Source organism: Maribacter sp. 4G9 (genome assembly GCF_002742265.1).
In the GTDB taxonomy this organism is placed as follows: domain Bacteria; phylum Bacteroidota; class Bacteroidia; order Flavobacteriales; family Flavobacteriaceae; genus Maribacter.
In genome coordinates this window covers 55,086-72,951 of sequence record NZ_MDGL01000194.1, presented here as the reverse complement: position 1 = coordinate 72,951, position 17,866 = coordinate 55,086, and the positions used below count along the sequence as shown (strand labels likewise).

The 17,866-nt window shown below is 39.4% G+C and carries 15 protein-coding genes; 14 read left to right on the top strand and 1 reads right to left on the bottom strand.

Features of this window, described 5'->3' with window-relative positions; genetic code table 11:
- The first annotated feature begins 32 nt into the window (after positions 1 to 32).
- From menD to BFP75_RS20905, 7 genes are all read left to right on the top strand, one after another.
- Positions 33 to 1,781, top strand: coding sequence for a 2-succinyl-5-enolpyruvyl-6-hydroxy-3-cyclohexene-1-carboxylic-acid synthase (gene menD, locus BFP75_RS20935; RefSeq protein ID WP_099547265.1), 1,749 nt, complete (start codon positions 33 to 35; stop codon positions 1,779 to 1,781).
- Positions 1,782 to 1,822: 41 nt separating this feature from the next.
- Positions 1,823 to 2,161 carry a DUF2853 family protein gene (locus BFP75_RS20930; RefSeq protein WP_099547264.1) on the top strand — a complete coding sequence of 113 codons (339 nt, stop codon included), beginning with the start codon at positions 1,823 to 1,825 and terminating at the stop codon, positions 2,159 to 2,161.
- Positions 2,162 to 2,262: 101 nt separating this feature from the next.
- Positions 2,263 to 3,096 carry a S1 RNA-binding domain-containing protein gene (locus BFP75_RS20925; RefSeq protein WP_099547263.1) on the top strand — a complete coding sequence of 278 codons (834 nt, stop codon included), beginning with the start codon at positions 2,263 to 2,265 and terminating at the stop codon, positions 3,094 to 3,096.
- 183 nt (positions 3,097 to 3,279) lie between these two features.
- On the top strand, positions 3,280 to 3,882 hold the full coding sequence (locus BFP75_RS20920) for an SPOR domain-containing protein (RefSeq protein ID WP_099547262.1): 603 nt from the start codon (positions 3,280 to 3,282) through the stop codon (positions 3,880 to 3,882).
- Positions 3,882 to 4,790, top strand: coding sequence for a 1,4-dihydroxy-2-naphthoate octaprenyltransferase (menA, locus tag BFP75_RS20915; protein WP_099547261.1), 909 nt, complete (start codon positions 3,882 to 3,884; stop codon positions 4,788 to 4,790). Before BFP75_RS20920 ends, menA begins: the two co-directional genes overlap by 1 nt.
- Positions 4,791 to 4,824: 34 nt before the next feature.
- A complete protein-coding gene (locus tag BFP75_RS20910; protein WP_099547260.1) occupies positions 4,825 to 5,589 on the top strand; it encodes a LytR/AlgR family response regulator transcription factor in 765 nt (254 codons plus the stop codon).
- A 411-nt stretch (positions 5,590 to 6,000) separates the two neighbouring features.
- On the top strand, positions 6,001 to 7,968 hold the full coding sequence (locus tag BFP75_RS20905; protein WP_099547259.1) for a sensor histidine kinase: 1,968 nt from the start codon (positions 6,001 to 6,003) through the stop codon (positions 7,966 to 7,968).
- 2 nt (positions 7,969 to 7,970) lie between these two features.
- On the opposite strand, the gene BFP75_RS20900 is transcribed toward BFP75_RS20905, so the two are convergent.
- Positions 7,971 to 8,765 (bottom strand): SDR family oxidoreductase, encoded by a 795-nt coding sequence (locus BFP75_RS20900; protein ID WP_099547258.1) that lies wholly within the window; start codon positions 8,763 to 8,765, stop codon positions 7,971 to 7,973.
- Positions 8,766 to 8,863: 98 nt separating this feature from the next.
- Between BFP75_RS20900 and BFP75_RS20895 the strand changes: the two genes are divergently transcribed.
- The 7 genes from BFP75_RS20895 to BFP75_RS20865 all read left to right on the top strand — a co-directional run bounded on the left by BFP75_RS20895 (position 8,864) and on the right by BFP75_RS20865 (position 17,799).
- The gene (locus BFP75_RS20895; protein WP_099547257.1) at positions 8,864 to 9,916 is read left to right on the top strand and encodes an o-succinylbenzoate synthase; all 1,053 of its coding nucleotides are present in this window, start codon (positions 8,864 to 8,866) and stop codon (positions 9,914 to 9,916) included.
- Entirely contained in the window at positions 9,907 to 10,854 is a 948-nt protein-coding gene (locus tag BFP75_RS20890) for a CPBP family intramembrane glutamic endopeptidase (protein ID WP_099547256.1), read from the top strand. The genes BFP75_RS20895 and BFP75_RS20890 overlap by 10 nt, the downstream gene beginning before the upstream one ends.
- 6 nt (positions 10,855 to 10,860) lie before the next feature.
- A complete protein-coding gene (locus tag BFP75_RS20885) occupies positions 10,861 to 11,937 on the top strand; it encodes an AMP-binding protein (protein ID WP_099547255.1) in 1,077 nt (358 codons plus the stop codon).
- 10 nt (positions 11,938 to 11,947) lie between these two features.
- Positions 11,948 to 13,297, top strand: a complete 1,350-nt coding sequence (locus BFP75_RS20880; protein WP_099547254.1) for a M24 family metallopeptidase — start codon at positions 11,948 to 11,950, stop codon at positions 13,295 to 13,297.
- Positions 13,298 to 13,459: 162 nt separating this feature from the next.
- Entirely contained in the window at positions 13,460 to 15,103 is a 1,644-nt protein-coding gene (locus BFP75_RS20875; RefSeq protein WP_099547253.1) for a carboxypeptidase-like regulatory domain-containing protein, read from the top strand.
- 458 nt (positions 15,104 to 15,561) lie between these two features.
- Positions 15,562 to 15,963, top strand: a complete 402-nt coding sequence (locus BFP75_RS20870) for a hypothetical protein (RefSeq protein ID WP_099547252.1) — start codon at positions 15,562 to 15,564, stop codon at positions 15,961 to 15,963.
- A 72-nt stretch (positions 15,964 to 16,035) separates the two neighbouring features.
- A complete protein-coding gene (locus BFP75_RS20865; RefSeq protein WP_099547251.1) occupies positions 16,036 to 17,799 on the top strand; it encodes a TonB-dependent receptor plug domain-containing protein in 1,764 nt (587 codons plus the stop codon).
- Positions 17,800 to 17,866 lie beyond the last annotated feature (67 nt).

Sequence of the window (17,866 nt, the reverse complement as noted above, 5' to 3'; positions counted from 1 at the left end):
TTTGACGTTAAGAGGTCTTATTTTTGTGGTCGATGAAGTACTCCAATATACCCGTAGCCCAATCCATAATAGGGCATTGTAAAGCCAATGGTATAAATAACATTGTCATATCCCCCGGCTCAAGAAATGCCCCTTTGACCCTGTCTTTTACAAATGACTCCTTTTTTAACTGTTATAGTATTGTGGATGAGCGCTGTGCCGCGTTTTTTGCGTTGGGGATGGCTCAAAATTTGAGGCGGCCGGTAGTTTTGGTATGTACATCGGGGAGTGCCCTGTTGAATTATTATCCTGCAATTGCGGAGGCCTATTACAGTGAGATACCGTTGGTGGTCATTTCGGCGGACAGGCCTTCCTATAAAATTGATATTGGCGACGGACAAACCATCCGTCAGGATTATGTATACCATCGGCATATAGGGTATTCCGCCAATTTAAGGCAAGACCTAAGCCATTCAACGGAAAAGATCAGAAGGTATCGTCCTACTTGGGTTGAGTCAGTGGATTTGGAAGAAGGGCAGGGAATCGTGCACGCTTTTAATCAGGACGAATTGAACAAGGCTTTGTCCATTGCAATTCAAAACAACCTACCGGTGCATATCAATGTTCCTTTTGAGGAACCATTGTACAGTGTTGAGGAAATGGAATTGGAGCTTCCGGAGGCTGTTCGACCTGGGCAGGAAATCGTAGGTGGCAGTCTTGTGGATTTTGTAGAAATATGGAACAAAGCCGAAAGAAAAATCATTTTGGTAGGCGTCAACTATCCAGATTCCATAGCTCAGGATATCTTGGACGACATAGGGAACGACTCCTCCGTATTAGTTTTTACGGAAACCACCTCGAACCTCCATCATGAACATTTTTTTAATAGTATCGATTCTATATTGGCACCTATTGAGACGAGTAATGAAAGGGAATCCCTTTTTAAAGATTTAAGACCTGAACTTTTGATTACCATAGGCGGACATGTAGTTTCAAAAAAAATCAAGGCGTTTCTGAGGGAATATGCTCCTGACCACCACTGGCATGTAGGACCAACTCATGCTAATGACACTTTTTTTTGTCTAAGCAAACATTTTAAGGTCTCGCCTAACGCATTTTTCGAAACAATGTATTCATCTTCAAAGTACGGTTCTTCCAATTATTTTCAAAAATGGAATACGGTCAGGCAGAAATACAGGAATTTAAGGGAAGACTATTTAGAACAAATTCCGTACTCGGATTTTTATGTTTTTGACAAGATATTGGAGTCGGTTCCAAAGAATTATCAATTGCATTTGGCAAACAGTTCTACAATACGGTATACCCAATTGTTTGAATTGGATTCCTCGTTGAAAGTATTTTGCAATAGGGGGACTAGTGGCATAGATGGTAGTACCTCAACTGCATTGGGAGCTTCAATCCATAATGAATCCCCAACAGTATTAATTACTGGGGACCTTAGTTTTTTCTACGATAGTAACGCGTTGTGGAACAATTATATGAGGAGCGATTTCAGGATTATACTAATAAACAATGGAGGAGGGGGGATTTTTAGAATTTTACCTGGTAGAAAGGATTCTGAAATGTACGAACGTTTTTTTGAGACATCGCATGAACTTAATGCCTCCGATCTATGCAAAATGTTCCATATAGATTACAGTACCGCAAAAGACGGGAAAAGCCTACAAAAGGTAGTTAAGGATTTTTACAAACCTGCTGACTTTCCAAGACTTTTGGAGGTGCAAACCCCTAGGCTTCTCAATAATAAAATTTTGACAGATTACTTTCATTTTATATCTTAGGGAAAATATTAACTATTAACTAATTAAGACACTAAAAAATTATGAGTAAAAGAGACGAGCTTATTGAAAAATACGCAGCAGACATCAAGGATAAATTCGGTGAAACTGCTGACATGGATTTGCTTACCAAAGTAACCATTGGCTTGGGGCCATCGATTTACAACCTTGACGCCTCCAAAGTGTCTGGAGGTGATGAAAAGGAGCTTGAGACGGTAAAGAACAATTATCTGATTAAAAAATTAGGTCTTAGTGACGGTCCACAATTAATGGATGCTATTAAATCCGTAATGGACAAATATGGATCAGCCAACAGAAATAAACATAGGGCTGTGGTTTATTATATGCTTTGCAAACATTTTAATAAGGCTTCCGTATATTAGAATATTTTCTTAATTGAATAAGAGGTCGTTTCCATGAAACGGCCTTTTTTTATTTTGTATAGTATCCCAAATTACTTCCCTAATTCACGTAATTTTGTACTATGATAGAGATTGGAAGAAAAAATGATTTGAAAATCCTAAGGGATACCAGTGTTGGTTTATTTCTAGGCGATGAGGATGGTAACGATATTCTATTGCCCAATAAATACGTGCCTGCATCCTATGAGATAGGACAAAATATTGAGGTATTCTGTTATTTGGACTATGATGAAAGACCAGTGGCTACAACCTTGGAGCCGGATATCATGTTAGGGGAGTTCCGGTTATTGCAGGTTGCCGAAGTAAATGAATTTGGCGCTTTTTTGGATTGGGGTCTTGAAAAACATTTATTGGTCCCTTTTAGGGAGCAACGAAGTAAAATGAAACAGGGTCAGTGGTATGTGGTTCACTGTTACCTTGACGAAAAAAGCGGAAGATTGGTCGCCTCCAATAAATTGGATAAATTTTTAAGTAATGAGAACCTGGACCTTAAGGAGTGGGAAGAAGTGGATTTGGTAGTTACTAGACAAACGGATTTGGGTTGGGAAGTAATCGTTAACGAAAGACATAAAGGGTTGGTCTATTTCAACGAAGTTTTTAAGACGGTCAATATTGGAGATGTCCTTCCAGGTTGTGTAAAAAGAATTAGAAACGATAATAAAATAGATATCTCACTGCAACCCCTTGGTAGTAAAGTCCTGGAACCTGCTGCTACTAAAATATACAATGTCCTAAAGGAGAATGGAGGTTTTTTGCCTTTGCATGACAAGTCGGATCCCGAAGAAATTAGGGATATGCTGCAGATGAGCAAAAAAACCTTTAAAAAAGGACTAGGTACTTTATATAAAGAGCGAAAGGTTGATTTGGAAAATAATGGCATCCGTTTGTCTACCTAGTAAAAGGAGAATATTTAATGTATTAAACGCTTGGTGCTCAATTTTTTAATCTGAATTAAATATCATTATATTTTGTCTAGTATTCCTTTAGCCCTATTTTTGTCATGGTAGTGGTAAGAAGTGTAATTCCAACTCTTTTTTTACTTACATTTAAAGTAGTTTTAAGTTCTAAATAGTTAGCATATGCCCTTTATCGAAGAAAGCGATCTTTTAGAGTTGCATAAAGACATTGACAAGGCTCAAATAATCAATGAACGGCTTCTAGACCAGATAAAATTTAAAAATAAGGAGCTAAAAAGAAGTAAGATACAGCGGAACATTTTTGCTGGGATTACGGCTTTTTTCTTAATTGGTGGCTTGGCACTTACATCTTTTACAGCCGGTTTGAATACGTCCAATTCACTGGACAAACAGAACAACAACCTTCTTGTATCCATAGATAGCTTGGATGCCATAAAATCCAGGATCGATAATTTAAAGGCGCAAAACGACGAACTAAGCTTGGTAAAGGAATTTTACCTGGCAAAACAATTCCTTGAAAAGGAAAAAATATATTCCGTCCAGGTCAAGTCTTTTGTTGATAATAACGTAACACTCGCTTCCGAGGCGTTGACCAACACCTTGTTCGTAAAAACGAATCCGTTTTACTCCTACTCCCTAGGTACTTTTGAAACCTTGGAAGAGGCCAGGTCCTTTAGGCAACAATTGGTAGCTCTTGGTTTTGAGGATGCCTTTGTGGCTTCCTACAAAGAAGGTAAAAGAGTTCAAATAGAAGATCCTTATTAGTGAACCAGTTAAGGGCGTGGATAAACGCCGCAAGGTTAAGGACCCTTCCACTTTCCGTCTCCGGAATACTGGTTGGTGCTGGGTTGTCTTCCTTTTATGGTAGTTTTCAACCTGTTATTTTTTGGCTGGCCATTTTTACTACAATTGGATTTCAGGTCACCTCAAATTTCGCCAATGATTATGGTGACGGAATAAAGGGAACCGATAACCAAAATAGAATTGGCCCTAAACGCGCCCTACAAAGTGGACTCTTAAGCAAAAGTGCCTTGAAGAAAGGGATAATCGTATCCATTGTCGTTGATTTTCTACTGGTTTTGGTCCTTTTGTATGTTTCATTTGGCATTGAAGAATTATTATGGACCCTGCTTTTCATGTTTTTGGCGGTATTGAGTATTTGGGCAGCCATTAACTATACCATTGGTAAAAATGCCTATGGTTATAATGGATTGGGGGATTTATTTGTATTTGTCTTTTTTGGATTGGTAGGTGTATTAGGTAGTATGTTCCTGTTCATAAAAACCATTCCTGTTCTTGCTGCATTGCCGGCAATTACCATGGGGCTTTTAAGTGTTGGTGTGCTCAACTTGAATAATTTGAGGGACCATCGGTCCGATAAGGAATCCGGTAAGAATACCTTGATTGTCAAAATGGGATTTGCTCGCGGGAAAATATACCATCTTGTACTGCTATCGGTCGCTTTTTTATCCCTTCTTATTTTTTTAAATCTCACGGCAAAGAGTTGGTGGGGCTATTTTAGTTTGCTTGCATTTATTCCAATTTTCTTGCATATTAGAAAGGTTCAAAATGTTACCGATCCTGCTTTGTTGGACCCTGAGCTCAAGATTCTGGCATTGAGTACTTTTTTAATGGCCGTGCTCTTTTATTTTAGTTATTACAATTTTTTGTAGTTTTGGACGTTAACCCACTAAACCACGCACAATTTTGGAACAACCTATTAAAATACTTATCGTAGAGGACAACGTAATCATTGCAGATGATATGCAGTCCATGTTGGAGGAAATTGGTTATGAAATTGTAGACAATGTTATCGTTTATGAACAAGCGGTTGAGGTGTTAAAAACCCAACAAGTAGACCTTGTCCTTATCGATATCATCCTAGCCTCGGATAAAACAGGAATCGATTTAGGGAAACATATAAGGGAAAATTATGATATCCCGTTTATTTTCGTGACATCGAATTCAGACAGAGCCACAGTTGAAAATGCAAAAACGGTAAAACCTAATGGGTATCTGGTAAAACCTTTCGAGCAACAAGACCTCTATACTTCCATAGAAATCGCTTTGTCCAATTTTATTTATGGAAAACAGGCTTCTGGAAAGACAGCTTCAAATTCGGTAGAGTCAAATGAAGATGTTCCCATGAGCAATTCAATCCTGAAGGATTCCATTTTCGTCAAAAAACAACATCTTTATTATAGAATACAATTTGGTGATATCCAATTTATCAAGGCTGACAATGTCTATTTAGAGGTAAATACGGCAGACAAGAAATTTTTGGTGCGTTCTCCTTTAAAGGATTATCTGGAAAAATTGCCCCCAAATAAGTTTTATAGGGCACATAAATCCTATATAGTTAATGTCGATCATATCGACGCAATTAACTCAAAGGATATTTTGATAAATAACACCCTTATACCCATCTCAAAGGATTTCAAGGAATTTATTATTTCCGCAATGAATTCTTAAACTGTTTGGAGAAGATTCTAGTAGCACCCTCTTGTAATTTTATCGATAAAGTGTTTTAAAAACCAGTTGAAATGACGTGTTTTTCGATTAATGGTTACTTCACAACAAAAAATTGGCTTTATACAACATTAAGTCCAAAGCTGGCTCTCTAAATAATATTTTTGTAAAACAGGATATTGTTCAATATCATTGGTACAAGTGATATGAATTGAATTTGATGAAGGTAAGCTTTTGGGATATTTTGAATCTATCCTTAGCGGAACCTAAATATCGTGAATATCCATTTTAAATACTTGAATTGTTGGAGTAATGGCATAGTTGACTTGGGATAATACAATTTTTACAGTCGATTTGTTAGTATTGTTGATCCAAGATACTAAATTATGTCCGTGACCTTGTTTTGAGCATGATATGAAAAAAGGCTTTTTGGTACTATTTATTGGTTTTTTTTGTTTTTTGTTAGCTTCTTCGGAAGTTAAAGCACAAGATGTACCATCACAAAGCGAAAATTATTTCCAACAGTTTAAAGAACTGTCTGATTCCGAAAGTCGTGTCGACTTTTTCTTCGATACCTCAAACAGGTACAATCAAAATTCCGCGTATGATTGGTTGGACACCGTTAACGTATATTTAAACAGCTCGCAAAAAGCAAGCGATAGTACCTCGGTATCCGAATATCGTTTGATCCAATCGCAAATCTATTATGATTTAGGGGATTATGAGAAGAGTTTGGCAATAGCCAAAGACCTTTATGGTGATATGGAGGAATTTCCTTTGGAAATGAAGTCTTTGATTCTCAATATCATGGACGATGACTATTCCAAGTTAGAGTTATTCGACAAGCAGATAGAAATCCGTAGGTATAAAAGAGAACTGGGTTTAGCTGAAAACGTATCCTTTTATGATATTTATTCCAATCTAGGTCAGCATAGGAAGGCTATGGAAGACTATATGACCGAGGAAAAGAAAAATATTGAGGATGGTGATTTTTATGCCCAAGCCGTTTACAACAATAATATTGGAAACTACCTTAGGTTGGATAAATCCACACCCACGGCATTGAGTTATTTTAAAAAGGCCAACGCGCTTATTGATGTCTATTTTAGTGATATACTAAATTCCAAGACCGCAAATCAAATAAACGAAGGCAATCATTTAAAAGGTGTAATTCTTGGAAATATTGGTAAGTGCCATGTGCAATTAAAGGAATATCAAAAAGCAATACCTTTTTTGGAAGAAAGTATTGAATTGATGAAAAAGTACAATACTGGAAAAGTTTCTCCAGAATTGGTGGAAAACACCTTGGAGATAGCGGAGTGCTACCTGCAGCTAAACAATTATGAAAAGGCTACGGATTATTTAAGTAATGACCTAGCCCCTGTAAAGATTAAGAACATCCTTAAAAGGAACAGATTGTACGCTTCCTATTACGATAGAACCGGCGACTTTAAAAGTGCCAATGAGTACCTTAAACAAAATAATAGAATTAGGGACTCCTTAGAGGACAATGACACCAACATAAAGAGTCAGCAGTTGGAATCCGTACTCAAACAGGATCTGGAGAATTCCAGAAAAATGATGGAGGCCCAGAAGGCGGACTTGGAAAAATCTAGAAATGAAATTTTAGAAAAGGATGAGCGCATAAACCTGGTCTTTATTTCTTTGATTTTTACACTACTTGGTTTCTCTGGTCTGGTATATGCGTATTTGAAAAGTATCAAAAACCAAAGACTGATTGCGGAACAAAAGCATTTTATAGAAAATTCCTTGATTGAAAAGGATTCCCTATTAAAGGAGATCCATCATAGGGTTAAGAACAATCTTCAGATGGTATCCAGTCTTTTGAGCCTTCAAACGAAGAATACCAAAAGCAAGGCGGCCATTATGGCTTTGGAAGAAGGAAAGAGCAGGGTGAAGGCCATGGCTTTGATCCATCAAAAACTATATCAGAATGAGGACTTGTCCGTAATAGAAATGCAGGGCTATATTGAAAGTTTGATCAATAGCGTACAATCGGTCTATAAAAAGGGAGGTCATAACATTAACATTACCATAGATGCCGAAGGTGTTGAGCTGGACATTGACCGCGCGATTCCCTTTGGACTTATTTTGAACGAATTGGTATCCAATTCCTTTAAATATGCCTTTCCCCATGATGAGGAGAATGGCAAGATCTACATACACCTTAGAAAAACCCAGGGACAAGAAGGGTTTTTTGAATATACGGACAATGGGGTGGGGCTTCCAGAGGATTCTGATGAACGGGCGAATTCTTCTATGGGCATACGCTTGATGAATCGCTTGGCAAATCAATTACAAACTACACTCAATATAGATAGAACCGCGGAAGGGGTGCGATTTTGGTTCCATTTCAAATAAGTTCATCTAACGTTACTTCTCAAAACCAATTTATGTAATAGTTTAGGAAAAAAACGTTTTAAGTAAACCCCGTATTTTTCCTTTCCTCCAATATAGACCTCGAATTTTTTTCTTTTTATGCCTTCAATTATTTGTTGGGCACAGTCTTCTGGGGCAATACCATTTTTTGTGGCCGTATCATCGGTATTGGAACTACTTCCGTCTCCTATCAGGGCGTTTTTGGAAACGTTGGTCTGAACAAATCCCGGGCAGACCATTGTCACATAGATACGATCCTTTTCATGCTCCATCCGCAATGAATCAAAAAATCCGTGCAGGGCATGTTTCGCCCCGCAATAACCCGATCGGTAGGGTGAGGAAAATTTTCCCATTAAACTGGTTACGGTAACAAAATGTCCGGATTTGGCATCGATGAAATATGGGAGCATACATTTGGTCAACTGTATGGTGCCCAGATAATTAATGTTTATTAATTCTTGATATACTTTAAAGGAGGTGTCCTTTATTAAAGAACGTTGACTAACTCCGCCATTATTGACGAGAATATCGATATTACCGTAAAGGGAAAGTGCCTTTTTGGGCATGTCTTCCAACTCGGTAAAGTTGGCAAGATCCAAAGGAAGAACGGCCACCTTATTGGGAAACGAACAATTATTTTTGACCCGTTCCAATTCGGTTTCCCTACGGGCTGATAGTATAAGTTTGGCCCCAAGCCCATTTAGTTTGTAGGAAAGTGCTTCCCCAATTCCCGAGGAAGCCCCGGTAACCCAAATGACCTTATCTTTTATGTTGTCCATAGTGACTTTATTGAATGTCAAAATATAACTAAATTTGAAGGATTCAACTTAAATCTGGAAAAGGATTTTGTGTTGAACAAAACGATCCAGGGATTAAGATGAAAGCAAGTTTCAAAAAGTATATTCTAAATTTTAAAAGACCTAGTGGCACTTCACGAGGTGTTTTGAGGATCAAGGAGACCTGGTTCGTTATTTTGGAAAATGAGGGAAAGCTGGGAATAGGGGAGTGCGGACTTTTTAGGGGGCTTAGTTATGATGATGTACCGCATTATGAGGAAAAATGCAGATGGGTCGAGGATAATATCCAGAGGGGCAAATCCGTTCTGTTGAGAGAATTGATGAATTACCCCAGCATCCAATTTGGATTGGAGCAAGCGTATATATCATTGGAAAATGAAAACCCGTTCGAACTTTTTCAAACCTCCTTTCTTCTTGAAAACAAACCAATTCCGATCAATGGCCTTATTTGGATGGGCGACGCGGAATACATTAAAGACCAAATCGCCGAAAAATTGGAACAAGGTTTTTCTTGTATTAAAATGAAGATCGGGGCCATAGATTTTAATGAGGAATTACGTTTGTTGGAGTTGATACGCAAGGACTTTTCCTCAGATCAAATAGAACTTAGGGTCGATGCCAATGGGGCATTTACACCGAATCAGGCTCTCCAACAAATGGTAGAACTCGCACAATTTCAGCTGCATTCCATAGAACAACCTATTAAACAGGGTAATTGGCAAGCTATGAAGGATTTATGTGAAAAAACACCCTTGCCCATTGCCTTGGACGAGGAATTGATAGGAGTGATCCATAAATCAAAAAAAAGGGAACTCTTGCGCGTTATTGCCCCCCAATACATCATTTTAAAACCTAGTTTAGTAGGTGGATTTGAGGGAAGTAAGGAATGGATCGATTTGGCCGAAAAAAGTGGTATCGGATGGTGGATAACCAGTGCCTTGGAAAGCAATATTGGTTTGAACGCCATTGCCCAATGGACGTCCACTTTGCAGAATAACATGCCACAAGGATTGGGAACAGGAGCGTTGTTCACCAATAATTTTGAAAGTCCTTTAGAGGTAAAAAAGGGTGGGTTATATTATAACAGGCAACATAGTTGGGAAAATAATTTAATAGAAAGTTTATGTATATAGAACAAGCATATAAAGGGTTAAGTGATAGTTGGAGGTTCATTCTTGGGGTGTTCGTTGTCTTTGGGGCATGGCAGTTTTTTGGGGGGATACCTTTGATAATAGCCTTAATCATGTCCGGTGCCACAGGTACCTTAGCGACGGGTGATATAGGAAGTATGTCCGAAGCCTTGGGCTCCAATACCTTTCTTTTCCTCATGTTGCTCACTTTTGCTATAGGTTTGGCTTGTCTGCTTTTGTATGTCACGTTCGTTCATAAACAATCGGTCCGGACGTTAACAACTTCGCGAAGAAAAATTGATTGGAACCGAATTCTTTACTCTTTTGGTCTTTGGGCCTTCATATCCATGGTCTTGTTATTTCTGGACATTTTGTTGGCACCGGAGGACTATGCCTTAAATTTCAATTTGGTTCCGTTTTTAATATTGACTGTCATTTCAATTATTTTCATTCCGATACAAACCAGTATGGAAGAATATTTTATGAGGGGCTATATGATGCAAGGGCTTGGTATACTGACAAAGAATAGATGGTTTCCCCTTGTTTTTACCTCCCTGCTTTTTGGTATGTTGCATATTTTGAATCCAGAGGTCGAAAAACTTGGATATGGTATTCTAGTTTTCTACATAGGCACAGGTTTTTTCCTTGGTATTCTTACTCTTATGGACGAAGGTTTGGAATTGGCCTTGGGTTTTCATGCTGCCAATAACCTTACCGCAGCTTTATTGGTAACGGCGGATTGGACGGCCTTTCAGACAGATTCCGTCTATCGGGATATTTCTGATCCGGTATTGGGATGGGATGTATTGGTCCCTGTATTGGTAGTATTTCCATTGTTGCTCTGGTTTTTCTCAAAAAAATACAAATGGACCAATTGGAAGGAACGATTGACAGGTAGGGTTTTGACCAAGGAGGAATTTCTGTCCCAAGAAAATAGCTAATTCCCCATGCCAGATATCATGGTACATCCTAATTTTAAAATCAACGGAAAGCTTGTTTCAAAAGATGGACTATCGGATCTTGCCCAAAGTTTTTTGAAGGAAGGGGTACCTTTTAAGGAAAGTATCGGTCGGTTTATATTGGATTGGTTATCGCCAGATGACCAAATCAAGGTACAGACTTCAGGTTCTACGGGAAATCCAAAAAAAATCCCCCTTTTAAAGAAACATATGCGAAATAGTGCTTTGGCTACGGGCGTCTATTTCAATTTGAAACCTGGTGAAACGTGTTTACTATGCTTACCCTGTGATTATATTGCCGGTAAAATGATGCTAGTCCGTGCGTTTGTATTGGGGTTGGATATGTATATAGCCCAACCAAGTACCACACCCTTGGAACAAATCCATACACCCAAAACGTTCCGTTTCTGTGCAATGGTACCCATGCAGGTCCAAGCCTCGTTAGACGACATTGAGCGAATCGATACCTTGATTATAGGGGGTGCAGCACTATCCAAGGAAACAGGAAGCATCTTGGCCCAAAAGCGAACAAAGAGTTTTGAGACCTATGGCATGACGGAGACGATTACCCATGTGGCCATCAAGGAAATAACGGAAGAGTCCGATCAACCTTTTCGGGCTTTGCCAAATGTTTATTTTTCATTGGACGAAAGGGAATGCTTGGTGGTAAAAGCGCCTGGAATAGCTTCGGAAAGCATAGTGACCAATGATAGGGTAACGTTATTGTCTGATTCGGCATTTATTTGGCTGGGAAGACACGACAATGTCATAAATTCGGGCGGCGTAAAGCTGTTCCCGGAATCCATAGAAGAGAAATTAAGCGATTTTCTGGAAAATCCGTTCATTATTGCGGGAATACCCGATGAACGCCTAGGACAAAAATTGGTTTTGATTATAGAATCCAATTCCCTGTCCAAATGGCATGTACCCAATCTACATGAAATTAATTCGCTTGAGCCTTTTGAGCGACCTAAAGATATCCTGTATCTTCCTACTTTTATAAGAACCAAGAATGGTAAGATTCAAAGAGAATTGACCCTTCATAAAGCAATTAATAATCAATAATCAAATTTTTATGAGAAGCATTCTGTTCCTTCTAGTGTTGACTTTTTGTACAACTATCAATGCACAACACATTTTATCCGAAAAAGAAAGGGCCACCGTAATCGACGAATTGTTGGATGAGCGATTTAATAATCTTTTGCCCAAGCTTATGGACGATGCCAACATTGATATGTGGGTGGTCATCTCAAGGGAATATAATGAAGACCCCGTACTTCGTACCATGTTGCCGGCTACTTGGCTTAATGCCAGAAGAAGAACCATTTTATTGTTTTATAGGGACAAGGCAAAGAATACGATAGAAAAACTGGCAGTTGCCCGTTACAATGTGGGAAAGAATATTGAATCGGCTTGGGAAAAGGAAAAACAACCGGACCAATGGAAACGATTGATGGAATTGATATTGGAAAGAAACCCGAAGCAAATTGGGCTCAACTATTCTAAGGACCATAACATTGCGGACGGACTCGATAAAACCGATTATGATGCCTTTATGGCCAACTTGCCAAAGAAGTTTCATTCAAAAGTAGTATCCGCGGAACAATTGGCCGTACGGTGGATAGAGACTAGAACTGAACGTGAAATGGTCATTTACAATCAGTTGGTGGATATTACCCACGATATCATTGCGGAAGCCTTTTCGGAAAAGGTAATCACTCCGGGCATAACTACGACCTCCGATGTTGTCTGGTGGATGCGCCAAAAGGTTACGGATTTAGGTTTGGAAACATGGTTTCATCCTACGGTGGATGTGCAAAGGAGCAATAACACAGGTAAAAATTCTGAATTTTATTCGTTTTCAAGTAAGCCGGACGAGATGGTCATCCTTCCAGGGGATTTATTACACTGTGACTTTGGAATCACCTATTTACGGTTAAATACGGATTGTCAGGAATTGGCTTATGTACTAAAACCGGAAGAGAAACGGGCTCCCGATTTTTTGGTCAATGGATTGAAGGATGGCAATAGGGTTCAGGATTTCCTGACCCAAAATATGATTGCCGGGAGAACCGGAAATGAAATCCTTGCGAAATCGCTTGCCGAAGCAAAGGCGGCCGGATTAAGGCCTTCTATTTATACCCATCCCTTAGGAATGTACGGACATTCTGCCGGTACGACCATAGGAATGTGGGATAGTCAAGGAGGAGTTATGAAGGACGATGGTGAAAATTATGCCTTAAACCCCAATACCGTATATGCGATTGAATTGAATACTACTATTACGATTCCAGAATGGAACCGGGATATTCGTATCATGTTGGAGGAAGCTGGCTTTTATGGTGAAAAAGGGTTCAGGTATGTGAATGGTAGGCAAACCGAATTGTTATTGATTCCCAGGGTGAAAGGGCATCAGGGAAATTGATGCTACATTACTGTTTTCAAAGGACAACATATATAAAAGGTAGAATATTGTTTGATTTGATAGTAATACTATTAATATTGGGATTACTACTGTTAATTGTTAAACTTTTTCTCTAGGCTTATTGATTTATTAAGTAACTTTTATTCACTAAATCAATACGTTATGAAAAAATTGCTTCTTTTTTTCTGCCTTATTCCATTGATGTCTTTTACGCAACAAGTCGATTCTAAAATTATTAAGGGAATTGTAAAAGATAATTCCGCTCAAATGGCAAACGTTGCCATAACCACATCTGCTAGTAAAAACTCGGTTTACACGGATAATGAAGGTAAGTACAGTATACAGGCGGTTTCGGGTGAAACATTAACTTTTTCTTACACGGGCATGGAACCTGTTGAAATTATGGTCGAGGACGTAACGCGAATTCTGAACATAACCATGTATCCCAAAATAGAACAGTTGGAGGAGGTTACCGTCACAAAAAGCAGTCGGAAATCACAAGAAGACCTACAAAAGGAATATGCTACGAACAAACGCTTGATTAAGACAGCTTATGGAATCCTGGACGCGGATAGGGCCCCAGGGCGTGTCATGATGCTTAATGAAGAGGATATCATGCCCATTGGGATCTGTATTTTGGATGTTGTTAGAAATGAATTTCCTAGCGTACTTGTAGATGGAGACTGTTTTAATGGAGGGAACATTATAATTCGGGGTGTGGGATCTATATCATTTGATGCGGCGGCAATCTATGATATAGATGGGCAAATTTTCACCAACACCCCAATTTGGGTGGACGTGAACAACATAAAAAGGCTAGCAATCCTCAACAATTTCGCCACGGCCACAAAATATGGCGGACTTGCCTCAGGCGGGGTGGTGGTCATTAACACGGTCTCCGGGACACAGTATCCCAAAACCCTAGTAGACCAGGCCAGGCTGCGCAACAACTTCTATGACAACGGAGCGGTTAGCCAGCAGAGTCTTATGAAAAACGCACCGGAATACCTTAAGGAACTCCATGCCAGTACGACGGATGATGCAGCGGAAACGGTTTTTGGGAACTACCTGTCCAAATATTCCGGGTCGTACTATTTTTTGGTGGATAGTTACCGATTCTTCACGGAACGTGGTAACGGAAACTTTGCGGAAGCCTTAATCCGGGAGAATTTTGGTCGTTTCAACGATAATCCCATGGCACTAAAATCCCTAGCCTATGTCTATGATAGTTTCGAGGAATATGGGAAGGCCAATGAGTTGTACAAGGAGGTTTTCATCCTAAGGCCCCATTATGCCCAGTCCTACCTAGATCTTGCTAATAGCTACAGGCGGGTCGGGGACTACCAAAAGTCGGTAGGTCTGCACACGCGCTATGCATATCTTCTTGAGAATGGCTTCATAAGCGACGAGCGTGGAGAATTTATGGGTCTTATGGACAGGGAGCTCAACAACCTCATCGCCCTTAAGGGCGGAGATTTGATGTCCAAGAAAAACTTAAGGAAGTATGCCCTGGATGACGATTTCAAGGGAACGCGGTTGGTCTTTGAATGGGCTGATAGCGAAGCGGAGTTCGACCTTCAGTTCGTGAACCCTGAGAACCAATATTTCAAGTGGCAACATAGTCTTAAGGACGATGCCGATCGCATAAGGGACGAAAAGAAGGTAGGCTACTCAGTTACGGAATATTTGATAGATGATTCGTTGCCCGGCACCTGGAGGGTGAACCTGAACTATCTGGGCAACAAGAGCCTGACTCCTACCTATATGAAGGCGACGGTATACCATAATTACGGTAGCGCCTCCTAGCGTATGGAAACAAAGGTGTTTAAATTGTCGACAAGGGACGTGAACCAGGAACTGTTCTCCTTGAGTATTGCTTCTCGGATTGCATCCAGATGAGGTTTTAGTAGGTCATAATAATGAGGAATGATAATTTTAATAGTTCAATTCAAAGAGGTGATCACTAGTAGAAAAACCATTTTTGATTTGTATTTTGTTTTCCATAGAATGCTATAAAAAAATATGATTCTGGAGGTAAGCGACCAGCAATTTGCTAATGCTTTGATGCGACCTCAGGAATAGTTTATTTTCAAACTTAAAAAAATCCTTATTTTTAATGGAACAAGCTGTCCAAATTCAACTTTTAGGGCATGGTGAAGTATCCACTCAGCTTGTTTGAGATATTGCATGATTCAAATATTCTTTTTAAAATGGAATAAGTGTTTTGGGAAGCATAAGGATTTATAAATTTTAAACTGATAATAATGATAAAGCACCTTTTGGCATTGATAACAATATTGTTTTCCCTAAAAGGCTTCGCCCAAGTTTCCACTAATGGTGATTTGACCATTTGTTGGGACAATTCCCTTTCTATGGCCCAGCGGGATTTGGAAAAGGACCTTTTGGTACTGGACGACTATTTTGAAGAAAATCGAAATGTTAAGGTACAACTTATTTATTTCAACATTGATATAACCCAAAAGGACTATGTGATATCCAATGGTGACTGGAATGAATTGAAAAGTGATTTGATAGCCACTGATTATGATGGGGCCACCTTTTATGGAAAGTTCACGGAAATGATAAAACATCCCAATGTATATGTCTTTACAGATGGTATAAAGTTATTGGAACGGGATAATTTGATCCTCCCCAATGATAGTTAGGTTATAAACAGTAGCCCAGAGGGAAACAGAACATTCTTGGAGCGTACTACATTGCTCAACCGGGCAACTTTGATGGATATATCGAATTCATCCCAAAAAAATAACAGTGACAGTATTTCCAAAACCTCCCAAAATCAGGCTCAAGGACTTTTGAAAGGAACGGTATTTATTGACAACAAACCTGCACCTGGGACCAAAATAGCGGTGAAAGGAATTTCGGATAGTTTCCTTACCGATTCCAATGGTGTATTCTCCATCAAAGCCGAGGTGGGCGATACGTTGTTGGTGACCAATGTAGAAAGCCGTACCATGAAAATGGTTCCCGTAGAAAGGATATCGTATACCACTGTTCTTTTAGAAGGGAACATAGTCGAATTGGATGAGGTGATTTTAGTGGAGAAAAGACAGGAGGAAGCTTTGGAACTGGTCAATACAGGTTATGCAAGTTATGATAGGAATAGACTAGGTTATGCAGTGGCTACGATATCCGATGATGATGTCTCTGCCATAGAAACTACTGGTGGCGACGCTATTCGCAATAAAGTAGCTGGTGTAAATGTGGACAGACAGGGTTATACGGGTGCTCCTGGGGGCTTGGCCAAAACGGAGATTAGAGGGCGAAATTCCATTAACATGGATTCAAATGCTTTGATAGTCGTAGATGGGATTCCATTGAAAAGAAGTAGTACGGAAACCAATATGACTACAGGAGCGACATCATCAACTATTGAAAACTTTAGTATGATTGACCCAGGAAATATTAAAAATGTAACGGTACTAAAAGGACTCGCAGCTACCAATCAATGGGGTAGTGAGGGAGCAAACGGGGTGATTTTGATCACCACCAAGACAGGTGGAGGAACTTCGGGAAATACGGGAGGTAATAAAAAAGTAGATAGGGCCCGGCTCAAAAACAATATTTATGAGGAAAGCGAGGAATGGAACGGGGAAAACGATTCACCTATTTTAAAAGCCTTGTCTTCTACTACTGCAATTGAAGAGGCCTATGATACCTACTTGACACTTCGTAACTATAATTCTGAAGACCCCACTTTCTATCTGGATGCTTTTTCATACTTTCAGAACAGGGACAAAAAGCTTGCTTCCCGAATCATTTCGAACCTTTTGGAGTCGAACCCAGATTCAATCGAAGTGTTACGAACGGTAGCCATGGCTTTGGCCACTGTAAACGATTATGATTCCGAAATTAAGGTAAACCAGCAGCTATTATCCAATGTTCCCAATGAGGTCAACGCACATTTGAACAATGCACTCGCGCTAGTTGAATCCGGTGGTCCGCAAAAAGGACTGGATGCACTTATTGCCATGGAAAAAGGTACTAAAAATGCTTCCCTGAGCACTTCAGGAATTTCAAAAACCTTGAATCGTGAAATAAAAAACCTGCTATACAGGCACGCAGGTAAAGTGAACATATCGAATGTCGATTCTAAGTTCCATGGAAACATAAAATACAAAGCGAGACTGGTTTTTGAATGGAACCGCCCCGGAGCGGAGTTCGAGCTTCAATTCGTGAATCCTCAGAATAGATTTTTCAAATGGCGCCATACTACAAACGATCTTGGCGAAAGAATAGGAAGTGAAATCCAAGATAATTATAGGATAGAGGAATTTGAATTCGCTGGCGATGTCCTTGGAAAATGGGTTTTTAACGCACAATCCTTAGAGGACCTTTCAGATAAATCAACGGTTCCCCTGCTTTTGAAATGCACAATCTATACTGATTTTGGTTATCCCAGCCAGCAGAAAGAGGAGATTTTATTGCATTTTAACAAAAACGGTGAAAAGCGTATGTTTAAGACCTTACAGGTCAATTAGCTGATAAAATCAAGTCTGACGACAGATAGAAATGAGATGAAAATTCATCCAGCTGACTAAACAAAGA

Bases quoted from the DNA above. Each gene is read 5' to 3' on its own strand.
- BFP75_RS20865 (WP_099547251.1), top strand. From the start codon at position 16,036: ATGGATATATCGAATTCATCCCAAAAAAATAACAGTGACAGTATTTCC.
- BFP75_RS20925 (WP_099547263.1), top strand. From the start codon at position 2,263: ATGATAGAGATTGGAAGAAAAAATGATTTGAAAATCCTAAGGGATACC.
- BFP75_RS20895 (WP_099547257.1), top strand. From the start codon at position 8,864: ATGAAAGCAAGTTTCAAAAAGTATATTCTAAATTTTAAAAGACCTAGT.
- BFP75_RS20885 (WP_099547255.1), top strand. From the start codon at position 10,861: ATGCCAGATATCATGGTACATCCTAATTTTAAAATCAACGGAAAGCTT.
- BFP75_RS20890 (WP_099547256.1), top strand. From the start codon at position 9,907: ATGTATATAGAACAAGCATATAAAGGGTTAAGTGATAGTTGGAGGTTC.
- BFP75_RS20875 (WP_099547253.1), top strand. From the start codon at position 13,460: ATGAAAAAATTGCTTCTTTTTTTCTGCCTTATTCCATTGATGTCTTTT.
- BFP75_RS20905 (WP_099547259.1), top strand. From the start codon at position 6,001: ATGAAAAAAGGCTTTTTGGTACTATTTATTGGTTTTTTTTGTTTTTTG.
- BFP75_RS20900 (WP_099547258.1), bottom strand. From the start codon at position 8,765: ATGGACAACATAAAAGATAAGGTCATTTGGGTTACCGGGGCTTCCTCG.
- BFP75_RS20880 (WP_099547254.1), top strand. From the start codon at position 11,948: ATGAGAAGCATTCTGTTCCTTCTAGTGTTGACTTTTTGTACAACTATC.
- BFP75_RS20930 (WP_099547264.1), top strand. From the start codon at position 1,823: ATGAGTAAAAGAGACGAGCTTATTGAAAAATACGCAGCAGACATCAAG.
- BFP75_RS20920 (WP_099547262.1), top strand. From the start codon at position 3,280: ATGCCCTTTATCGAAGAAAGCGATCTTTTAGAGTTGCATAAAGACATT.
- menD (WP_099547265.1), top strand. From the start codon at position 33: ATGAAGTACTCCAATATACCCGTAGCCCAATCCATAATAGGGCATTGT.
- BFP75_RS20870 (WP_099547252.1), top strand. From the start codon at position 15,562: ATGATAAAGCACCTTTTGGCATTGATAACAATATTGTTTTCCCTAAAA.